Origin of the sequence: Belliella alkalica (genome assembly GCF_022549785.1) — a bacterium.
Classification (GTDB): domain Bacteria; phylum Bacteroidota; class Bacteroidia; order Cytophagales; family Cyclobacteriaceae; genus Belliella; species Belliella alkalica.
Genome location: NZ_JAKZGO010000010.1, coordinates 47,577 through 66,945, shown reverse-complemented (window position 1 = coordinate 66,945; position 19,369 = coordinate 47,577). Strand labels below are relative to the sequence as shown.

Here is a 19,369-nt window from a genome sequence, read left to right as displayed (position 1 = left end):
AAAGATAGCTTATTTAGACAGGTTTTAAATTGCAATCTGATTATTCAAAATTTTCTTTTGCTACGCTTTATAAATTAAATTTGTACCCGAAAGTCAATGAAAATGCAAAACAAGTTTAGAGCAATAAGTTTATCACATAAAAGTGCTCCAGTAGAGATAAGGGAGATCATCGCTTTAGACGAAGGTTCTATCCATGCACTTTTGGTGAAATTAAAAGATTTTTTTAGTGTTACTGACACCTTAATCCTATCTACTTGCAACAGGACAGAGATCTATTACTCGCATGATTTAGACCTTAGTTCTGAGATTATCAAACTGATTGGATTGGAAAAGGGAATTACCACAATCATTAACTATCTAGAATATTTCAAGATTTACAATAACGATAGAGAGGCTATCAATCATCTTTTCAAAGTTTCTATGGGACTTGAAGCTCAGGTGGTAGGTGATATGCAAATCTCAAATCAAGTAAAGCGAGCATATCAAGCATCTGCAGACCTCAATTTGGCAGGTCCTTTTCTTCATAGATTGATGCATACGATCTTCTTCACCAACAAAAGAGTCGTTCAGGAAACTGCTTTCCGCGATGGTGCTGCTTCAGTTTCTTATGCTGCTGTAGAACTTATAGAAGAATTGACTTCTAATATCTTTGAGCCAAGGATACTCTTGATTGGTGTTGGTGAAATCGGTGAAGATGTAGCCAAAAACATGGTACATCTGCCGAACGCAAAAGTTACGATCACGAATCGAACTTTTGAAAAAGCTCAATTATTAGCTTCAGAAATGGGTTTTGATGTTATTCCTTTTGAAAACGTCATCGAAGCGATGAAAGAGTCAGATGTAATCATCTCCTCAATCATGAAGTCAGAACCATTTATCACAAAAAACCTTGTAAAGACATTTGATATATCTAGTTATAAATTGTTTGTGGACCTTTCAGTACCTCGAAGCATCGAGACTTCTATTGAAGATGTCCCTGGAGTATTACTATACAATGTAGATAACATTAGAAGTAAAGCTTCGGAAACTTTAGAAAATAGGCTTGCTGCCGTTCCTAAAGTAGAACAGATCATCGAAGAGAGCATAGATGAGTTTTATAATTGGAAAAAAGAAATGATGGTCTCTCCTACTATCAACAAATTGAAAAATGCGTTAGAGCAAATTCGACTTGAAGAAATGGAAAGATTCTTGAAAAATGCCGATCAAAAGGAAATTGATGTAATCGATAGAATCACGAAAAGCATGATGCAAAAGATACTTAAAGTTCCTGTAGTACAGCTTAGAGCTGCTTGCCAAAGAGATCAGGCAGACAATATGATAGAGATTTTATCCGACCTTTTTGATTTAGAAAGAGTAAGTGAAAAGAAATAATGATTATCTGCAATGACACTTGTAGGTGAATTTTCATATAAAATCATGCTGATAATCGACGACTGTCGACGGACGACAGCAGCTGAATTCAATGTATGTCCCTAGTGAAATGTGGATACTGATTCCAAAGAGGATACACATAAAAAAATAGATGTCAGAAATGACATCTATTTTTTTTGAAATGCAGTTCTAAAGCCCTTATTTTACTTTTCAATTTACCTGAATCATGAAAATAATTAAATATTTCAAAAAGATCTTTTTGATATGCAGCTTACTCTTCCCAATTATAGCAAACTCTCAGTCTTGGGAAATTTATGACCACAAACTCAATTTAAAATCGAGAATTGCTTACGACCAAATTAATATCCTAGGTGAATCTGTACGTGTAAGTACCGCAAACAAGCAATTGAGGCTTTTAAGCAAAGATTACAAACCGTTTTTGGATTTAAAAGGTGAATCAGTATATCAATATCTAGAACCTTGGCTTATCGTCAAAGGACCTGATGGATTAGGCGCATTTCATGAATATGGTGAAGAGATTTTCACTCCTGATTACGATGACATTCAAATCTTCTATACAAGATTGCTAGCCAAGAAAGGTAATGATTTTTGGGTATATGATAGGATGAAACGATCCGTAGAAATGATTGGAACATTCGAAAATGCCATACTTGCAAAAAATGGTCAAATAATAGCCAAGTCCGAAAAAGGTTATTCATTGCCTATCTCTTCCAACCCCTACAAGACATTTGGAGACCTCAGAGAAGTAAATGAAAACTTTATAATTTCTCATGAAACAACAGGATATGGACTGATAAATAGAGAGGGAAAGTATATTCTAGATCCAATTATTGACGAAATGACCTATTTGGATGAAGACTATTTTTATGCTTTTGACGGAAACCAATATATGCTAATCCATGCACGTGAAGAGCGTGCAGACATCAAATATACCAGTTACCATAAAATCACCTTGGAAAATACGATGATGTTAGAATATATTCATGGTAAACTCCGAAGAGTGATGAAAAAAGACGGCATATTACTTGACATGACTGGAATAGAACAGGTAAAGCTCGTAGGAAAAGAAAAATATAATGTTTATTCAAGAGAAAAGAAAGTAGGCTTATTGGGAATCAATGGATGGGAAGTAACCCCAACACTGAACGTCGAAAAGATCCTTCCTGGTAATGAAAACCTATACCCTTCATTGAAATCAGGAAAATTTGGCTTCATTGACAAACAAGGATCCTGGACCATCCAAAATAGCTTTGATGAAGTATTACCATTCTATGAAGGCTTGGCTGCGGTTAGAAGTTCGGAGAAATGGGGATATGTGAATGTACAAGGCCAAATGATCATTGGCAACGAGTACGATGCTGTAGGCAGGTTTTACAAAGGATTAGCGGTGGTACAAAAAAATGGAAGTAGTCATCTGATAGATAAAAATGGAAACATCCTAAACGATAAGAGTTTTGACAGAGTCTCCCTGCTTCCAGACAATTATTATATTACTGAATCCAATGGAGTTTTTGGATTGATAAATTCAATGGGGATTGAGGTAGTAGAGCCACAATTCGATGAATTAAGAAAAGAAGATCATAATATAATTTTGGTGAGAAAAGGTGACAAGTATGGTGTAATTGATGAAAATGGAAATTATGTCCTCCCATTATATTACAAAAATATATTGTTTGATAATGCTTCGAAACTGATCTTAGCGGAAGATAATTATATAAATCCTGACGTCAGAATAGATGATAATGGAAATAAAAACAACAAAAAAAGAAGAGCGGATTGAGCCCGAATTGAATTTTGAAAATTAAAGAATGAATATCCAACTAAATCAAAAAAAAGTATTTTTCGCCTCAGATTTTCATTTGGGAGCTCCTGATGAAATCTCGAGCGCAATTCGAGAAAAAAAAATCATCAAATGGCTCAATTTCATAGAAAATGATGCGGCTGCTGTATTTCTTGTTGGCGACATCTTCGATTTTTGGTTTGAGTATGACAAAGTTATCCCTAAAGGATTTATCCGATTTATGGGTAAAATCGCCGATCTGAGAGACAAAAACATTCCTATTTTCTTCTTTACAGGCAATCACGATCTTTGGATGAAAGACTATTTTACAAAGGAGTTAGGAATACCCGTCTATCATTACCCAATAGAATTGGAGATAGAAAGGAAAAAGTTTTTGATTGGACATGGTGATGGATTAGGACCCGGAGACGAAACATACAAAATCCTCAAAAAACTATTCACAAACCCATTTTGCAAGTGGTTATTCAAATGGCTTCATCCTGACATAGGAATGAGAATCGCTCACAAATGGTCTAGCAATAGTCGCTTGGCAAACAACAATAAAAACGAGAATGAATTCAAAGGAAACGATGAGTGGCTTTGGGCATATTGTAAAGAAATGGACAAAAGACAGCATTTTGATTACTATATTTTCGGTCATAGACATTTGCCTTTGGAGTTGGAAGTAGGTAAATCTTCAACTTATATCAACCTTGGAGAGTGGGTGAACCAATACACTTATGGTGTCTTTGACGGAAGAAATATGGAACTCAAGACTTTCGACAAATGAAAAAGTCTTTTTTAATCTTACTTTTTACCATTATGTTCTTTCACAAGAGCATGGCCCAAAATGAGCAATGGGTTAACCCTATAGAAATTAAAATTGACAGACTTAGCCAAGTATCTTTGGATAATCAAGGATTTCTTTTTGTCACCAATCAGGAAGGAAATATCTATCAATACACCGAAATCGGTGAATTGGTAAACAATTTCTCCCCCTCAAGGCAAGGGGCAATTGATCAAATTGAAGCTGCATGGACGGTCAATCTTTTTACATTTTCAATAGATTTACAAGAATATCGGATTTTAGATAGATTCCTCAATCCAATATCTGAAAACAGAATACAACAAAAGGAAATCAACCTGGCAAAAGCTGCAACCCTTGGTAACAACAACATCATTTGGATATACGACGAATCTGATTTCACCTTGAATCAATTCGATCATAGAAGAAATAGAATTCTTCAAAAACAGCCCCTCAACCTCATTCTTTCAAACTCTTTTTTACAAATACGAGAAATCAAAGAATATCAAAACCTTGTTTTCTTAAAAATCAAAGATGAAGGAGTAAGCATATTAGACAATCAAGCAAATTTTATAAAGAAGATATTTACACCAAATGAAAAAAGATTGAGTTTTTGGAAAGATAATTTATTGACCATAGAAAATGGTGATTTGAAATGTATCGATATCCAAAATGAAAAGACGCAGATATATCAATTACCTGCTTATCTTGATTCATACCAAATACTCCTATCGAATCGATCAGTGATTTTCTACAACAGCAAACAAATACTTATTTTTGAGAAAAAAAATTCCCCATTATCCTTACTCTAAAGAAAGAAATAATTCAAAAAAATGTTAATTGCTTTCTAAAAATGCTGATAAAATGGTTTGATTTTTGCAATTTTGCAAAAGCATGAATAAACCTATAAACCGACAATACATTTTTAATATGATATTAATTTTCATCACAATGGTGATGATATGCGTATCATTCGTTTCCAATGCACAGATTTTTAAAAAACGAACTAAGATAGAAGCAGAAATATCTTTCCCAGCTGATTTGAATAGAGAAAGAGTTTCTTTTGACCTACAGGCAGAAGGTATTAAAAAATTCTCAATAATTCTTGATAAAAAGTCAGTGGAAATCACCAAAATAAAGGTGTTTGACACGCTTGGAAATCTTCTTTTTGAAGATAGGATAATGCCCGAAGACAATGGCAAAAAATCTTATGATCTTAGCCATATCCAAAGCCAGCTTTTCGTTGTTGAGGTAGGGAATTCAAAGTACAACATTACAAAAAGTATCTACGCCATCCCTCCAGGAAGTAAAAAAAGGATTGATTCCCAAGTCAATTAATAGAAAAAGTCGCTGAAATCAAATTCCAGCGACTTTTTTATTTCAAGGCTTATCAAATCAAACGATCTCTACCAAAGTAATATCAAAGATCAAATCCTCACCTGCTAATGGATGATTTGCGTCCAAAGTGATTTTTTCATCATCTACAGCTACAACTTTCACAGGCATTGGCTGACCTTGTGGCCCTTGTAATGTCAAATCCATCCCCACTTCAGGTGATATATCCGCAGGAACTTCCGCTCTTGGGATATCTACCATCATATCATCTCTTTTTTCACCATAAGCTTCATCAGAAGGTATGGTAACACTTTTTGCTTCTCCTATTTGCATTCCGTGAACGGCTGCATCAAAGCCCTTAATCATATTTCCATCACCTAAGACAAACTGAAGTGGCTCTCTATTTTCTGAAGAATCGAAAACAATTCCACTTTTCAATTTCCCTGTGTAGTGAACTTTTACCGAATTTCCTTTACTTGCTAATGACATATTTTTTTTATTCTGTTTTGTAAAGTTCAAAGTTATGAATTTTTGATAGGGATTAAAACCAAAGCAATAATCATTTAAAAACTGTTCACTAATGACCATAAATCGTTCGTATTTGGACATTAAATGTTGTAAATTTGCTCAATCTGTTCAAAATCAGACTCTTTTCCGAATGGCATCATTTTGAATACTACTAATGAAAAATATTTACCATGGACAATCAGCAGTTAGGAAAAATCCTCATCATTGACGACAACGAAGACTTATTGTTTGCAGCAAAAATGCATTTGAAAAAGTATGCGAAGGAAGTTACTATTGAAAAAGACCCTAGAAGGATTCCATTTTTGGTCAATAACAACAGCTATGATGTGATACTTTTAGATATGAATTTCACCGAAGATACCACTTCTGGCAAAGAAGGATTTCATTGGTTGAAGCAAATCAAAGAAATAGATCCGAAAGCTGTTGTGATCCTGATTACAGCATTTGGAGACGTAGAAATGGCTGTCAAAGCGCTAAAAGAAGGAGCTACAGACTTTATTCTCAAACCATGGCAAAACGAAAAACTACTCGCTACCCTAACCTCAGCAAGCCGACTCAAGGATAGTTATGACCAAGTAGATAAGCTCAGCAAAAAACAAAAGCAACTGCAGTCCGATCTCAAAAAACCATACTCTGATATCATTGGGACTAGTGCTTCTATGAAAAATATCTTCTCAATCATTGATAAAGTGGCGCAAACAGACGCAAATGTCTTGATACTGGGAGAAAATGGGACAGGAAAAGAACTGATAGCAAGAGCTATTCATGACAGATCATTGAGAAAAGACGAGATCTTCGTCGGTGTAGATATGGGGTCGATTACTGAGACTTTGTTCGAAAGTGAACTTTTTGGTCACAAAAGAGGGGCTTTTACAGATGCAAAAGACGATCGAGCAGGTCGCTTTGAGATTGCTGATAATGGTACGCTTTTCTTAGATGAAATAGGCAATCTAAGCATGCCTTTGCAATCAAAGCTTCTCACTGTTTTGCAAAAAAGGGAAGTAACAAGAATCGGTACAAACAAAGCTATTCCTGTAGATATCCGATTGATCTGTGCGACAAATATGCATGTACATGAAATGGTCATGGAAAACACTTTCCGTCAGGATTTGCTTTATAGAATCAATACGGTGGAAATTTTCCTTCCACCATTGAGAGAAAGACAAGATGATATACCTTTGTTGGCAGATCATTTTCTCAAAGTGTATGCTCAAAAGTACCGCAAAGAATTCCGTGGATTCAAATCTTCAGCCATGCAATTATTACAACAATATAATTGGCCTGGAAACATTAGAGAGTTGCAACATGCAATTGAAAGAGCTATCATTATGGCTGAAAGTGACGAACTTGACAGCAGAGACTTCTTTTTCTTATCCTCAAAACCTACAAATGACAAAGTAGCTACTCCAGCTTCTTACAATCTGGATGAGGTGGAGAAAAATGTCATCCAAAAAGCAATAGACAAAAATGGTGGGAACATCTCAAAAGCTGCAAAAGAACTCGGCTTGACAAGGGCTTCCCTATACAGAAGATTAGAGAAATATGGATTATAAAATCGGCTTGGTTGGCAGGATTATCCTGCTGGCCATATCATTATTTTTTCTTAGTTACTTTATCCTCAATGGTGCTGGAGTATTTGCTATCTCTTTGTTCATCATTTTGATTATGGCCCAGACTATCTTTTTGCTGAGCTATGCCGAAAGCTCCTTCAAAAAAGTTCGACTTTTTCTAGATAATATCAAGCAGGATGACTACACGAGTCTTTTCCCTGTGAAATTTGACGGTACAGAAACTGACGACTTGCACATAGAATTCAATGCTATCCTTGCCAAACTGAAAGAAGATCAGGCCGAGAAAGATGCCAATTACCAGTATTTCAGGTCTGTTTTCCAGCATTTGAGCATAGGCTTGATAACTTTTGAAGAGGATGGGAAAATACAGATCCTCAATACCGCTGCCAAAAGAATGCTGAACATCACTCAGCTTCATAGTATTTCGGAAATAGAGGGTGTCAATAAGGAACTTCATCAAGCTATCCATAGCTTGAGAACGGGTGGAAGTGAATTGATCAAAATCGCTCATCCAGATGGAATCATGCAACTTTCGGTATATGTCATAGAGTTGCTTATGAGAGATGTGAAAATCAAATTGGTATCACTACAAAACATCCAAAGTGAGCTTGAAGAAAAAGAGATGGAAGCTTGGCAAAACCTTGTCAAAATCCTCACGCATGAAATCATGAATTCTATCGCTCCGATCTCTTCCCTTGCGGCTACTATCAAAGGTGACATTGAACAAAAAATTGATGAAAACGCAAGTATTCCACCAGATGACTTGGAAGATTATCTGATGGGTATTGGTACCATCGAAAAAAGAAGCGAAGGGCTGATAAATTTCGTGAGTGATTTTAGAAGCTTGGCACATATCCCAACTCCAAAATTCCAAGTCATCAAGATCAAAAACCTTTTTATGCAATTGGAAACATTGATGCAACACCAATTTGAATCAAATCAAATACAAGTGAAGTGCAATGTTGCGCCACAAGATTTAATCTTGTTTGGTGATCAAAATCTCATCGAGCAAGTTTTGATCAACTTGATCCACAATGGAATCCATGCTATGCAAGATGCTATCACGAAGGTCTTGTCTATAGATGCTTTTATTGACGAGTCTGGGAAAATCATCATCGAAGTTTCGGATTCCGGTAAAGGCATAGAAGAGGAAGCTTTGTCGAAAATCTTCATTCCATTTTTCACTACAAAAAGCAAAGGATCTGGCATCGGCTTAAGTCTTTCAAAACAGATAATGAGAAGACATAAAGGGAATATTCAAGTTAGGTCAAAACTAGGGGAAGGAACTACCTTCAAGTTGATATTCAATGCTTAAAAACAGCTGTCAGATTTTTCTTCGCTGATATACAAAACTAGGCCCGTCGCAGGCAACCCATGAGTTATTGACAAGCTTGTTGTCTTTGGTAAGAATCATGTACTCCGCATCACTTCCACAATTGGAAGCCAAAACTACGTTGGTTTCAAATGTCAAGATAACTTCAAACAAATTATCAGTGTCGGTGATAGGGTTAATTTCATAGATACCAAAAGCTTGAATTGGTTCCAAGAAAGTTTTTCCAGAAATTTGATTTTTTGTCGAGAATTTGATGAATGTCCCGTCATCATTAAAAATATACCGTTCTTGAAAATCAATATTTTCGTCAGGTTTCATTTCGCTTGACCAATTACGATTAACACTTACAATATTCCAATAGCCCAGAATATTTACATCTGGATCCTTATCATCCTGATTGCATGAAATCATTGCAACCACCATTAAACAAATATAAATAAAGCTATTTTTCATATTCAAATTAACAATCTGTTTTTCAATTACGCATTGTTAGGAAAGAAAGTTTGTTTAGAAAATTTCTAAAATAAAATTTTTAATATTCCCTTAACTAAGAATTCATAATAGCACCAATTGTTAGGTTAAATATCTCATTATCATAATATCAAATACATGATCAGTTCACACGTACACTCTAAATTGCAAACAAAACTGATAGACTTTGAAAACTCACTTCAAAACAATCGTTATCTCAGATGTTCACCTCGGAACCAAGGGATCAAAAGCAAAAGAAGCCTCAAGGTTTCTGAAGCAATATAGCTGCGACAATCTCATTCTAAACGGTGACATTATTGATGGTTGGCAGTTGAAGAAATCAGGATCTTGGAAGAGAAAACATACCAGATTTTTTAACAGAATGTTGAAAATGATCGAGCAAGAGAACACAAAGGTTTTTTATCTCAGGGGAAACCACGATGACTTTTTGGATCAAATCCTCCCCTTGCAAATCGGCAATCTTTCTATTCTCTCCGACATGATCTATGAATCAAACGGAAAGAAATATTTTATCACTCATGGAGATATTTTCGACAGCATCACTACTAACTTACGATGGATTGCGTATTTGGGAGATGTTGGATATACATTCTTACTGTGGCTAAATCGGTTGGTGAATTATCACAGGAGAAAGAGAGGACTAGGTTATTTTTCATTGAGCCAATATGTGAAAGGAAAAGTGAAATCTGCAGTATCCTATGTAGACCAATATGAAGAAGAGTTGGCAAAAATGGCAAAAGCCAAAAATTGCGATGGAATCATCTGCGGACATATCCACAAAGCAGAAAATAGAATCATCGATGGCATCGAATACCTCAATTCTGGTGATTGGGTAGAAACTATGAGTGCACTTGCAGAAGATCATGATGGGAATTGGCAATTGATTTACTACAACGAAATGGACTTTAGCAAAAAGGATTTTGATACGGATACCGTTCCTATCACTCCTAAAAAAGAAGACACTGAAATCATAAGAGAACTTAAGACGGTAGCTTTCAACAAGCTAAGCGATGATTTCAACTCTCCAAATTTCAGGTAAGCAATGAGATTCCTTTTCATAGTCCAAGGAGAAGGCCGGGGTCACATGACTCAAGCTATTGCACTATCGCAAATCTTGAAAAACATTGGACATAAGCATGTCGCTACCTGTATCGGAAAAAGCAAGCGTAGAAAAATTCCTGATTTTGTTTTTCAAAACTTAAAAGGCCCAATATATCAAATAGAAAGTCCAAACTTTATTTCAGATAAAAACAATAAAAAAATTCTTTTGGGAAAAAGTATATTTTTCAACCTTTTTAAACTTCCAAAGTTCCTCAATAGCCTCAAAGAAATAGATGAAGCTGTGACTTTTCACAAGCCAGATGTTATTATAAATTTTTATGATATTTTGGGAGGAATATATAAGATGGCTTATCGCCCAAAGGCTATATCATGGGTTATTGGACATCAGTATTTGATATTTCATCCTGCCTTCCCTTATGCAAAATCTTCATTTTTAGAAAAAACCCTATTTAAATTAAACACAAAAATCACCGCCATCGGAGCTGATAGGGTATTTGCATTGTCATTTCAGAAATATCCTGAAATACCTAATTCTAAAGTCACTGTATTTCCCCCTATCCTTAGGGAGTTGATTTTTAATTTAAGACCTCAGCATGGAGATTTTATTTTGACATATATGGTAAACTCTGGTTATGGGGATGAGGTGATTCGCTTCGCAAAAAAAAATCCAGAAATAAAGATCGAAGCTTTTTGGGATAAAAAGGACTTTGAAAAGACATACCAAGCATTGCCAAACTTGGTTTTTCACCAAGTAGATGATAAGCTTTTCTTAGAAAAAATGGCATCTTGCAGAGGACTTTTGAGCACTGCGGGTTTTGAGTCGATTTGCGAAGCAATGTATCTAGGCAAGCCTGTCATGATGGTCCCTGTAGCTGGTCAATACGAGCAAGCCTGCAATGCTATAGACGCTGTGAATGCAGCGGCGGGCATTTGCAATCATGAATTTGATTTTGAATTTTTTCATGATTACCTTAATTCAAACCAATACAACACCACACAGATGAAAAGTTGGGTTGGAATGGCTTCACGTATTTTTAAACAAGAAATTGAAAAAGCTGAGTACAAGTTAGAGGAAATAGAGAGTCAAAAAGATTCTTCCTCCCCAGATTTTCTACCCATATAAAAACAAATCAATTTAACTAGCTTAAAATATTATACATGTCTTGAAATGCATTTAAAACGATTTCGAGGATTTTTTTCTAATTTTTTATAATATCAATCCTCTAAAAATCACAATCATCACCTATAAATTAGTAAATTTCGGTTTGTTAAATGGCAATCGAAGTTCATGAATATAGAAATACAAAGACTCAAAGAGGATCGAGAAAGAAAGAAACATTGGAAGAAATGGGGTCCTTACTTGACAGAAAGACAGTGGGGTACGGTTCGTGAAGATTATAGTAAAGATGGTTCTGCCTGGGAAAATGTAACGCATGAGGATGCACGAAGCAAAGCTTACAGGTGGGGTGAAGAGGGAATCGCTGGAATCTGTGACCATAAGCAAAAGACATGTATAAGTTGGGCTTTTTGGAATGGAAAAGACCACATGATCAAAGAAAGACTTTTTGGCCTTACTGGGAATCAAGGCAACCACGGTGAAGATGTAAAAGAACTCTATTATTACCTTGACAGTACACCTTCACATAGCTATATGAAGATGTTGTACAAATATCCTCAAAACGAATTCCCTTACGAACATCTCGTCTATGAAAATCGAAAAAGGGGAAAAAGTGATAGGGAGTTTGAATTGATAGATACAGGGATATTCGATGAAGATGCCTATTTCGATATATATTTAGAATATGCAAAATATGACGCTGAAGATATAGTAGGAAAAGCGACTATTTTTAATAGAGGAAAAGAAGACGCTGAGATATGGGTAATGCCTACTATTTGGTTTAGAAAGACTTGGTTTACAGGTCACGAGCCATTTATGCCAAAGCTTAGTAAAATAGATGAAAATAGAATTAAGGCTTTTTCTCCAAAAAACGGGAACTACTTTTTCACATTTGATGGCAACCCGGAATTAAAGTTTTGTGACAATGAAACAAATAGACAAAGGCTATATCATATTCCAAATGAGAAAAAATATCTCAAAGATGGAATCAATGATTATGTTGTAGATGGTGATGATTCCCACTTAAACCCGGAGAATTACGGAACAAAAGCAGCCGCTATCTACAAATTGAATATTCCTGCTGGCGAAAGTGTCGATGTCAAGTTTAGAATGATGCATCAAAGTTCGGATGGTGCGCTTGAGATTTGTGAGGAGATTTTGGAAGCACGTAAAAAGGATGCTGAGGAATTCTACGGAGATATTCAAAAGACAATTGAAGATGAAGACCTAAAGAGAATCCAACGTCAAGCATTTGCTGGAATGATGTGGGGCAAGCAGTTTTATTACTATAATGTAGAAAGATGGCTAGATGGTGATTCGGGGAGATATGTCCCTCCTGTAGAGCGAAAAAAAGGAAGAAACCATCATTGGCGGCATTTGCAGAATTATGATATCATTTCTATGCCTGACAAATGGGAGTATCCTTGGTATGCGGCTTGGGACTTGGCCTTTCATTGTATACCTATAGCGAGAATTGATCCTGATTTTGCAAAAGACCAATTGATTCTACTTTTGAATGAATGGTATATGCATCCAAATGGGCAAATACCTGCATATGAATGGAATTTCAGTGATGTAAATCCTCCCGTGCATGCTTATGCCGTCGAAAGAGTATATCAAATTGACAAAAAAATGAATGGCGGAGTTGGAGATCAGGAGTTTCTCGAAAGAGCACTACATAAACTCATGCTAAACTTCACTTGGTGGGTCAATAGGAAAGACAACGACGGTAAAAACATATTTGAAGGCGGATTTTTGGGATTGGATAATATTTCCCTGATCGACAGAAGTCACGCAGCATTGTACAAAGGTAAGTTGGAACAAGCAGATGCTACTTCTTGGATGGCAATGTTCTCTTTGAATTTGCTACGCATCTCATTGGACCTTTGTGAGTTCAACAAAACCTATCAATATACTGCTACGAAATTCCTTGAGCATTTTCTCTATATAGCAGGGGCAATGAACAATATTTCAGGTGAAAACATCAGCCTATGGGATGACGAGGACAATTTCTTCTATGATATTTTTCATGTACCAGGAAAAGACCCTAAAGTCATGAAAGTAAGGTCGATAGTTGGAATCATCCCATTCTTTGCTGTAGAACCTATTCGGGAAGAAATGTTTGAAAACCTCCCCGAATTCAAAAAAAGAATGGAGTTTTTCTTGAAAGAAAAACCAAAACTAGCTTCCTTAGTGACCAGCTGGACACTCCCTGGTCAAGACAAAAGAAGACTCTTTGCTTTACTAAGAGGACATAGAATGAAAAGTATTTTGCAGAAAATGCTTGACTCAGATGAATTCTTGAGTGAATTTGGTATCAGATCTTTGTCCAAATTCCATGAGAAAAACCCCTACTCTATGCGCCTAAATGGTGACATAGCCACAATTTCATATGTGCCCGGAGAATCAGACTCCTTGATGTTTGGCGGTAACTCTAACTGGAGAGGCCCAATTTGGTTCCCTATCAATTACTTGATCATAGAATCCTTGAAGCGGTATGATTTCTACTATGGTGGCGAATTTTCGATAGAATACCCAACAGGTTCCGGGAATTTCTTGACCATGGATTTGATCGCCAAAGAACTCTCACATCGATGTATGAAAATCTTCATGAAAGATGAAAATGGTCATAGACCATTTAATGGAGACAACAAAAAAATCCAAGAAGATCCCCATTTCAAAGACCATATTCTCTTTTATGAATACTTCCATGGAGACAATGGAAGAGGACTTGGAGCTTCGCACCAAACTGGTTGGACAGGATTGGTAGCAGAGATGATTTACAAATTCCATAAAACTGAAGAAAAGGACAGTCATGCTTCTCCCTTATTTAGAATCTGATAGACTTGAAGCTGGATGTGATGAAGTGGGTAGAGGATGCCTATGCGGGCCAGTGGTGGCTGCCGCTGTGATCCTACCGGCAGGCTATGCTCATGAATTGATCAATGATTCTAAGAAACTCAGTAAATCTAACAGGGAGTCTCTGGTATTGGAAATAAAAAATATTGCCATAGCCTGGGCTGTAGCAGAAGCAAGCGTTGAGGAGATTGATCAAATCAATATCCTCAACGCTTCATTTTTGGCCATGAACAGGGCTATTGATTCTTTGACTGTCAAACCAGCACATCTTTTGATAGATGGCAATCGATTCAAAACAAAAAGTGAAATCCCTTATAGCTGTATCATCAAAGGTGATGGCAAATACGCGAGCATCGCAGCAGCATCTATCTTGGCGAAGGTTTACAGAGATCAATTGATGTGCGACTATTCAGAAACTTACCCTGGCTATGCTTGGGAAAGCAATGCCGGCTACCCAACCAAAGCCCATCGGGACGGAATCCGAAAAATGGGACTTACTCCAATCCATAGAAAGTCTTTCCGACATTTACCAGAGCAGATAAAGTTGGATTTTTAGATCAATGGTCGACAGATTGGCTATTCGCAGAGATAATTAGAGAAAAAAAATTCAGTTGTAGAAGAATAATTTGTATTTTTACACAAATTATTCGAGTATGGAAGAAAATTTTAAATCTTTAGAGAAGTTCAATTTTTGGAATGGAAATGTTCCTCAACAGGGATTTTTGCGTATTGCTTATTTAGACAACATACTTGGGTTTTCCAACAACAAACTAGTTAAAGTACTTGTAGGGCAAAGACGGACTGGCAAAAGTTATATCCTACGACAAATAGCCAATAACCTTATTAAAAATGGAATCCTTCCTACCCAAATCTTTTATTTAAATAAAGAGTTTATAGATTTTGATTTTGTTAAGACCTACCAAGATTTGGAGATATTGATACAGCTGTATCTAAAGAACTTAAACCCAAATGGGAAAGTGTATTTATTCTTAGATGAAATTCAAAGCATCGAAGGTTGGGAACGGCTTGTCAATTCCTATTCACAAGATTTCACAGCAAACTATGAAATTTATATCAGCGGATCAAATTCAAAAATGCTCTCTGGTGAATTAGCTACCTTACTTTCAGGAAGGTATGTGAGTTTTGAAATTTTCCCATTCAGCTTCAAAGAATATACAGGAATCACACGGCAGGAAGCAAATAAATCTTCTTATATCAATTACATGCAGAGCGGTGGCTTACCTGAACTTTTTGAGCTACCCAATGAAGAAACCAAGAGACATTATATATCCTCTGTAAAAGACACTGTTTTGCTAAGGGACATAATCCAACGACACGCTATCAAAGACCCCAAATTATTGGAAGATGTGTTTGTCTATTTGGTAAATAATGCCTCAAACATGATGTCAATTAACAACATCACTAACTATTTAAAAAGCAGTGGGAGAAAAACAACTTTTGATACCATTGCCAATTACATAGGCTATATAGAAGATACCTTTTTGATCCATAAAGCAGAACGGTTTGACATCAAAGGAAAAGACACTATTGCTGGCAATGCCAAATACTATTGCAATGACCTTGCATACAAAAACTATCTATATAAAGGATTTGGATACGGAATCGGATACCAACTTGAAAATTTAGTTTATTTAGCATTACGTCGATTAAATTTTGATGTATATGTAGGTGTGATTCCAAACAAGGAAGTAGATTTTGTTGCCAAAAAAGGGGACCAAACCCTCTATATCCAATGTGCCTACCTATTGCATGACGAGACTACACTCAATAGAGAATATGCATCTCTGGAAGCTATCAATGATAATTACCCAAAAATAATTGTCTCTTTAGATGACGTCTCTTTGCCTCAAAAAAATGGAATCATCCATGCCCAAGCATGGGAATTTGAAGATCTAGCAATTCGAATTTCAACATGATTTAAAAACCACAGGAATTATCAAAATTTTACATCATGACGTTGATTTCATTCGCTTTACCCTGTATTTTTTAAAAAAATGTAAGACTTATAAAAAAAAGCCCCAATTTCTTGGAGCTTCTAAGTGCGCACGAGAAGATTCGAACTTCCACACCCGAAGGGCACCACCCCCTCAAGATGGCGTGTCTACCAATTTCACCACGTGCGCGTGATTTGTGAGCAAAAGTAGAAAGGAAACATTATCCGTGCAAATCAATTTTTAGATTTTTAGGCAGTCTCCAAGCTTTATGCTCACTGTCAATACTTTATTTTGTATATACTTTCCCTTCTGCTGCCAATAGCGTATTGTAAAGCAAGGAAGCGATGGTCATCGGTCCTACTCCACCTGGTACAGGAGTGATTGCTGAGGCTTTTTCCGATACCTCGTCGAACTTCACATCACCGATTAATTTGAACCCTGACTTCTTACTTGCATCTGCTATTCTATGGATTCCTACATCTATCACGGTAGCTCCTTCTTTCACCATATCAGCAGTTACAAATTCTGGTTTTCCGATCGCCACGATCAAGATATCGGCTGTTTTCGTAATTTCAGGAAGATTTTGAGTCCTGCTATGTGTCAAAGTAACAGTACAGTTGCCAGGGTATTCATTTCTCGCCATCAAAATACTCATAGGTGAACCTACAATATGACTTCTTCCGATTACTACACAGTGCTTGCCTGATGTTTCGATTTTATATCTTTTCAGCAATTCCACGATGCCATAGGGAGTTGCCGCTACATAAGCTGGCCACCCCAAAGTCATTCTTCCTACATTAGCTGGAGTGAATCCATCAACATCCTTTTCAGGCTTGATTTTATTCGTTACTTTTTCTACTGATATATGCTTAGGCAATGGAAGCTGAACAATCAAACCATCGATTGCTGGGTTTTCATTGATATCAGCCACTACTTTCAAAAGCTCTTCTTCAGAAACATTTTCTTCCAAACGTACTAGTGTTGACTCAAAGCCTACCTGCTCGCAAGATTTTACTTTTGCTCCTACATAAGTCTGACTTGCACCATCATTACCAACCAAAATTGCAGCCAAATGAGGTGTTTTCCCACCTTCTTGCTTGATTTCTGATACTCTAAGAGCAATTTCCGATTCTATTTCCTCTGAGGTTTTTTTACCGTCGATTAGAAGCATGTTTTTATATAAGATTTTAGATTTTGGATTGAATGATTTTGGATTGGAAGGTTTTGGATTGGAAGGTTGAAAGGTTTTAAAGTTTGTAAAGACTTTCTTTAACTGTTTTAAACAAGCTTTAAGACCTTCGGGGTTTATAAAACCCCAAAGGTCTGGTCTTGTGTCTAATTATTAATCAAGCTTTAACACAGCCATAAATGCTTCTTGTGGCACTTCTACGTTTCCAACTTGACGCATTCTCTTTTTACCTTTTTTCTGCTTCTCTAGGAGCTTACGCTTACGGGAAATATCACCACCATAACATTTCGCCAATACGTTTTTACGCAAAGCTTTCACTGTTTCCCTAGCGATGATTTTTGTACCAATCGCTGCTTGGATCGCAATCTCAAACATTTGTCTTGGCACAAGTTCTTTTAATTTTTCACAAAGTCTTTTGCCCCACTCGTAGGCTTTGTCTCTATGGACAATCGCAGAAAGTGCATCTACAGGCTCACCATTGAGCATTACATCTAAGCGAACCATGTGGGAAGGATGATAACCCTTTAATTCATAATCCAAGGAAGCGTAACCACGAGAAATCGTCTTCAACTTATCAAAGAAATCAAATACAATCTCTGCTAAAGGCATATCAAATTGCAATTCGACTCTTTCAGCTGTCAAGTAAACTTGATTTTTGATCTGTCCACGCTTATCCATACAAAGCTGAATAACAGGCCCTACGTACTCTGAGGCTGTGATGATTGAAGCTTTGACAAAAGGCTCTTCTATATGCTTAAACCTGGTAGGATCGGGCATATCAGATGGGGCATTGATGACTTCGTAAACATCATTGGTCATCAATGCTCTAAATTGCACTGAAGGTACCGTAGTAATCACAGTCATATCAAATTCACGTTCAAGCCTCTCTTGAATGATTTCCATATGAAGCATTCCCAAAAATCCACAACGGAACCCAAAGCCCAAAGCGGCTGATGTTTCAGGTTCCCATACTAGAGAAGCGTCATTGAGTTGCAATTTCTCCATGGAGGCTCTTAGCTCTTCATACTCGGTAGTATCTACCGGGTAAATCCCAGCAAAAACCATTGGTTTAACATTTTCAAAACCTTGTATTGCTTTTTCACAAGGGCGCTTGATATGCGTAATAGTATCACCAACTTTAATTTCTTTGGCGACTTTTACCCCTGAGATTAGGTAACCTACATTACCAGCATACATGGTTTGCTGGGGGATTTGATTGAGTCCCAATATTCCAATTTCATCAGCTTCATACTCTTTGCCTGTATTGACAAATTTGATTTTATCACCTTTGCTGATTGTTCCATTAAAAATCCTAAAAATCACCTCCACTCCTCTGAATGGATTGTACACAGAATCAAAAATCATCGCTTGAAGCGGTGCTTCTATATCTCCCGTCGGTGCAGGAATACGAGTCACAACAGCCTTGAGAATATCATCAATCCCAATTCCAGTTTTCCCAGATGCTAAAATAATATCCTCACGGTCGCAACCGATCAAATCGATCACTTCGTCAGCTACTGATTCCGGATCTGCGCCTGGTAAGTCAATTTTATTCAAAACAGGAATGATCTCTAGATCATGTCCTAAAGCTAAGTACAAATTAGAAATAGTCTGAGCTTCTATACCTTGAGAAGCATCTACTATCAACAATGCTCCCTCACAAGCAGCTATCGAACGAGACACTTCATAGGAGAAATCCACGTGTCCTGGAGTATCAATAAGGTTGAGCGTATATTCTTCTCCTTCGTGCATGTATCTCATCTGAATTGCATGAGACTTAATGGTAATACCACGCTCTCTTTCGAGATCCATATTGTCCAACAACTGGTTTTGCATATCCCTATCCGCAACAGTATGGGTCTCTTGCAATAATCTATCCGCCAATGTACTCTTCCCATGATCAATATGGGCGATTATACAGAAATTCCTTATATTTTTCATATTCATTCAG

Annotated in this window: 16 protein-coding genes and 1 tRNA gene; 12 read left to right on the top strand and 5 right to left on the bottom strand. The window is 36.7% G+C overall.

Annotated elements, in window-relative coordinates:
* Positions 1–102 precede the first annotated feature (102 nt).
* The 5 genes from hemA to MM213_RS13130 all read left to right on the top strand — a co-directional run bounded on the left by hemA (position 103) and on the right by MM213_RS13130 (position 5,315).
* Positions 103–1,371, top strand: coding sequence for a glutamyl-tRNA reductase (gene hemA, locus MM213_RS13150; RefSeq protein WP_241412884.1), 1,269 nt, complete (start codon positions 103–105; stop codon positions 1,369–1,371).
* Positions 1,372–1,597: 226 nt separating this feature from the next.
* Complete coding sequence (locus MM213_RS13145) at positions 1,598–3,172, top strand: WG repeat-containing protein (RefSeq protein ID WP_241412883.1); 1,575 nt, start codon at positions 1,598–1,600, stop codon at positions 3,170–3,172.
* Between the two features lie 28 nt (positions 3,173–3,200).
* Positions 3,201–3,962, top strand: a complete 762-nt coding sequence (locus tag MM213_RS13140) for a UDP-2,3-diacylglucosamine diphosphatase (protein WP_241412882.1) — start codon at positions 3,201–3,203, stop codon at positions 3,960–3,962.
* Entirely contained in the window at positions 3,959–4,789 is an 831-nt protein-coding gene (locus MM213_RS13135; RefSeq protein WP_241412881.1) for a hypothetical protein, read from the top strand. The genes MM213_RS13140 and MM213_RS13135 overlap by 4 nt, the downstream gene beginning before the upstream one ends.
* Before the next feature lie 118 nt (positions 4,790–4,907).
* Positions 4,908–5,315 (top strand): T9SS type A sorting domain-containing protein, encoded by a 408-nt coding sequence (locus tag MM213_RS13130; protein ID WP_241412880.1) that lies wholly within the window; start codon positions 4,908–4,910, stop codon positions 5,313–5,315.
* A gap of 57 nt (positions 5,316–5,372) precedes the next feature.
* On the opposite strand, the gene MM213_RS13125 is transcribed toward MM213_RS13130, so the two are convergent.
* Positions 5,373–5,801 carry an FKBP-type peptidyl-prolyl cis-trans isomerase gene (locus MM213_RS13125; RefSeq protein ID WP_241412879.1) on the bottom strand — a complete coding sequence of 143 codons (429 nt, stop codon included), beginning with the start codon at positions 5,799–5,801 and terminating at the stop codon, positions 5,373–5,375.
* A gap of 209 nt (positions 5,802–6,010) precedes the next feature.
* On the opposite strand from MM213_RS13125, the gene MM213_RS13120 reads away from it, so the two are divergent.
* Complete coding sequence (locus MM213_RS13120; RefSeq protein WP_241412877.1) at positions 6,011–7,393, top strand: sigma-54-dependent transcriptional regulator; 1,383 nt, start codon at positions 6,011–6,013, stop codon at positions 7,391–7,393.
* Positions 7,383–8,726 (top strand): sensor histidine kinase, encoded by a 1,344-nt coding sequence (locus MM213_RS13115; protein WP_241412875.1) that lies wholly within the window; start codon positions 7,383–7,385, stop codon positions 8,724–8,726. The genes MM213_RS13120 and MM213_RS13115 overlap by 11 nt, the downstream gene beginning before the upstream one ends.
* Before the next feature lie 9 nt (positions 8,727–8,735).
* On the opposite strand, the gene MM213_RS13110 is transcribed toward MM213_RS13115, so the two are convergent.
* The gene (locus MM213_RS13110; protein ID WP_241412873.1) at positions 8,736–9,197 is read right to left on the bottom strand and encodes a hypothetical protein; all 462 of its coding nucleotides are present in this window, start codon (positions 9,195–9,197) and stop codon (positions 8,736–8,738) included.
* Between the two features lie 205 nt (positions 9,198–9,402).
* Between MM213_RS13110 and MM213_RS13105 the strand changes: the two genes are divergently transcribed.
* The 5 genes from MM213_RS13105 (at position 9,403) to MM213_RS13085 (ending at position 16,211) form a co-directional block, all read left to right on the top strand.
* Positions 9,403–10,275, top strand: a complete 873-nt coding sequence (locus MM213_RS13105) for a UDP-2,3-diacylglucosamine diphosphatase (protein ID WP_241412871.1) — start codon at positions 9,403–9,405, stop codon at positions 10,273–10,275.
* A 3-nt stretch (positions 10,276–10,278) separates the two neighbouring features.
* Positions 10,279–11,421: a glycosyltransferase family protein gene (locus tag MM213_RS13100; RefSeq protein ID WP_241412869.1), complete on the top strand. Its 1,143-nt coding sequence runs from the start codon at positions 10,279–10,281 to the stop codon at positions 11,419–11,421.
* Positions 11,422–11,586: 165 nt separating this feature from the next.
* Positions 11,587–14,256: an MGH1-like glycoside hydrolase domain-containing protein gene (locus tag MM213_RS13095; protein WP_241412867.1), complete on the top strand. Its 2,670-nt coding sequence runs from the start codon at positions 11,587–11,589 to the stop codon at positions 14,254–14,256.
* The gene (rnhB, locus tag MM213_RS13090; RefSeq protein WP_241412865.1) at positions 14,231–14,830 is read left to right on the top strand and encodes a ribonuclease HII; all 600 of its coding nucleotides are present in this window, start codon (positions 14,231–14,233) and stop codon (positions 14,828–14,830) included. The genes MM213_RS13095 and rnhB overlap by 26 nt, the downstream gene beginning before the upstream one ends.
* Before the next feature lie 97 nt (positions 14,831–14,927).
* Positions 14,928–16,211 (top strand): ATP-binding protein, encoded by a 1,284-nt coding sequence (locus MM213_RS13085; protein WP_241412863.1) that lies wholly within the window; start codon positions 14,928–14,930, stop codon positions 16,209–16,211.
* A 124-nt stretch (positions 16,212–16,335) separates the two neighbouring features.
* Here MM213_RS13085 and MM213_RS13080 read toward each other — a convergent pair.
* The 3 genes from MM213_RS13080 to lepA all read right to left on the bottom strand — a co-directional run bounded on the left by MM213_RS13080 (position 16,336) and on the right by lepA (position 19,365).
* A tRNA-Leu gene (locus MM213_RS13080) sits at positions 16,336–16,418 on the bottom strand.
* A 97-nt stretch (positions 16,419–16,515) separates the two neighbouring features.
* Positions 16,516–17,400, bottom strand: a complete 885-nt coding sequence (locus MM213_RS13075) for a bifunctional 5,10-methylenetetrahydrofolate dehydrogenase/5,10-methenyltetrahydrofolate cyclohydrolase (RefSeq protein WP_241412861.1) — start codon at positions 17,398–17,400, stop codon at positions 16,516–16,518.
* Between the two features lie 171 nt (positions 17,401–17,571).
* Positions 17,572–19,365: a translation elongation factor 4 gene (lepA, locus tag MM213_RS13070; protein ID WP_241412859.1), complete on the bottom strand. Its 1,794-nt coding sequence runs from the start codon at positions 19,363–19,365 to the stop codon at positions 17,572–17,574.
* Between the last annotated feature and the right edge of the window lie 4 nt (positions 19,366–19,369).